This is a genomic window from Mycobacterium sp., assembly GCF_049802695.1.
Classification (GTDB): Bacteria; Actinomycetota; Actinomycetes; order Mycobacteriales; family Mycobacteriaceae; genus Mycobacterium.
In genome coordinates, this window is the sequence record NZ_JBARMY010000169.1 from 1 (window position 1) to 2,757 (window position 2,757).

Sequence of the window (2,757 nt, forward strand, 5' to 3'; positions counted from 1 at the left end):
GATCAGGGTCAAGATCACCGCGCACGGCAGTGCGCTCGACAACACCCACATACTAATCAGCCGCGCCAAAACGCCAGGTGCGGTCACTACGCCCTCAGATTCCTGCGCCGCTGCCACCAGGATCGGCCGAAGAGAGCGCTCGGTGAGGAGAAGGCTGATGCTCGCGGCCGCAATACCGCCGAAGACAACGCCCAGGAACGTTGGTACAGCGATAGCGAGCCCTCCGCTGATATTGAGCGCGACGAAAACGACGCCACTCACCGCCCACGTCGCTGCCAACAGCAGGGATTGGCGGCGGATCAGTCTCGTTGACACTCGCCGTTGCTGCGCATTCGGCACCACTCCGATGACAAACCATCGGAGGGTCGGAGCCAGGTTCAAGATGCCACCCGCCGCCACCGCGATGCTTCCCAGCAAAACCAGGATTACGACGACCATTAAGTTTTCCGTCCCGAAGAAGGCATGCGGGGCGGGAGCGAGGCGGCCATTGAGCGGAATCACAATTGCGGCGGCATCGGCCACCGCGAGCAGGTGAGCGCAGGCAAGCCCGCTGGCGTACCGCAGCGCCACCTCGCGAGCAGGCATTCGCCCTGACGTAACATTTCGGCCAGCCTTCGCGGCCGTATCAGGCGCCCTATCGGCGCCGCACATCCGCCGCCGCCACGGCTTGATCACATTTCCACGGTAACTGAGCTGATCGGAGCGGCGTGGCGGAACTTAGAACCGGCGAAGTGTTCAACGAGGGGCGATCGGCCTGGACCGGCAGACCCTGCCATTTGCACCGGACATTGCCGCTATCCGCATGTTGACCGCTTTTCGCTTTCTACCGGCGCATTCGCTGATTTCGGCTATCAGGGAGTTCTGCCCATTTCTGGTAGCGTCTTATCAATTATCTCAGTACCCGTAAGGGAGTCATCAGCGGTGGAGGTGTGGTGTGGCGCGTCAGCAATCCTCCCGCGCCGCAGCCTCCTTCACGACCCGCGGTGCTGGGGGCCCAACGACGACTGAGCAAGCCGACCGGACCCGCCGCACCGAGATCCTGCAGACCGCGGCTTCGCTGATTGCGTCCTCGGGCTTGCGCACATCGCTGCAAGAAATCGCCGACGCCGCCGGCATTCTGCCGGGCAGCCTCTATCACCACTTCGAATCGAAAGAAGCGATCCTGGTCGAGCTGCTCCGGCGCTACCACGCCGACCTGGACCGCATCGCAGAAGTCGCGCACGAGACGCTCGACGAGCCGGATGCGCGTCCGGCTGCGGACGGAATCATCGCGCTAGGTACGGCGATCGCCAAGTGCGCCGTCGCCAATCGCGCCGCCTTGCAGATGTCCTTTTATGAAGGCCCCAGCGCCAATCCGGAGCTTGCCGCCCTCACCCAATTGCGACCTACGGCGATTCAGGAAGCGATGCTGCAAACTCTGCGTGCGGCCAAGTGGAGCGGCTACCTGAGGTCGGACATCGATCTGCCCACCCTGGCTGACCGGATATGCCAGACCATGCTGCAAGTGGGGCTCGACGTGGTTCGGCACAATTCCGCCACTGACGACGTGGCAACCGTCTTGTGCCGAATCATATTGCAAGGCTTGGCAAGCCGATCGCCCAGCGATGCCGGCCTGGACCGTTCGAGCGCCTTTTCGGCCGCCGACCAAGTCATTCACGGCTGGAAAAAAGACGAGGACGACGCCAACGACAAAGCGGCTCACGTCCGCGCCGTGGCGCGTAACGAGTTTGGCCGCAAAGGTTATGAAGTCACCACAGTCCGCGACATCGCCTCGGCCGCCGGCTTGGGCACCGGCACCGTCTACCGGTTGATCGGTTCGAAGGAAGAGCTGCTGGCGTCGATCATGAGGTCCTTCGGGAAGAAGGTCGAGGCCGGGTGGGTCAGCGTGCTCCGCTCGGACGCCACACCCATCGAGAAGTTGGACGCGCTGAGTTGGGTCAACGTCAATGCACTGGATCAGTTTGGTGACGAGTTCCGGATTCAGCTCGCCTGGATGCGTCAATCACCGCCGACCGCCGACCAGGGCTGGTCGTACACAACTCGCCTTCGGCAGATGAAAAGCCTGCTCTCTGAAGGAATCCGATGCGGAGATATCCGCATCGAGAGTCCGTCGAAGGCGATGCTGGCACGTTGCGTGATCAGCGTCCAGTGGATACCGGAGAACATCCTGGGCGTCCTGGGTACCCGTGCAGCGCTCATCCATGTTCGCGACACCGTCCTGCGCGGAGTGAGCGCTCGCGGCAAGAAGTAGCCGGACCGGCGACGTCGCCGTCAAGGCACGGTGTCGAATACCGCCGAGCCTGATGTGATGGGGCGGTTGTGGTTTCCCTCGTCGCAGATGAGCATGCGGACGGCGCTGCGCCCGTAAGCGCCGCGGTGAGCCGTTCCCCGGAAGAATGCTGATTCGCTGCGACCAAGTTTCTGGTCTCCGGCGACACTCATATCAGCGTCCGCACCTGCGGTACGTTGGCGTCCATGGCACGCATCGCCGTCATCGGCGGCCACGGCAAAGTTGCCCTGTCTCTGGCCCGCATCCTCTCCCAGCGCGGGGATCAGGTGACGTCGGTGTTCCGCAATCCGGATCACGCCGACGAAGTCGCTGCCACCGGCGCCCACGCGGTCGTCGGCGACATCGAGCAGCTGGACACCGGCGCGCTGGCCGACGTGCTGGCCGCCCACGATGCGGTCGTGTTCTCCGCCGGCGCCGGCGGCGGGAACCCGGCGCGGACCTACGCCGTCGACCGCGACGCCGCGATC

Annotated in this window: 2 protein-coding genes and 1 pseudogene; 2 read left to right on the forward strand and 1 reads right to left on the reverse strand. The window is 63.9% G+C overall.

What is annotated here, in order from left to right; genetic code table 11:
• A pseudogene (locus WA317_RS06845) lies at positions 1-675 on the reverse strand (adenylate/guanylate cyclase domain-containing protein); the annotation flags it as partial.
• Between the two features lie 361 nt (positions 676-1,036).
• Between WA317_RS06845 and WA317_RS06850 the strand changes: the two are divergent.
• Positions 1,037-2,251 carry a TetR/AcrR family transcriptional regulator gene (locus tag WA317_RS06850; protein WP_425172320.1) on the forward strand — a complete coding sequence of 405 codons (1,215 nt, stop codon included), beginning with the start codon at positions 1,037-1,039 and terminating at the stop codon, positions 2,249-2,251.
• Between the two features lie 224 nt (positions 2,252-2,475).
• On the forward strand, positions 2,476-2,757 hold a 282-nt coding region (locus tag WA317_RS06855; RefSeq protein ID WP_425172319.1), incomplete at its 3' end, for an NAD(P)H-binding protein.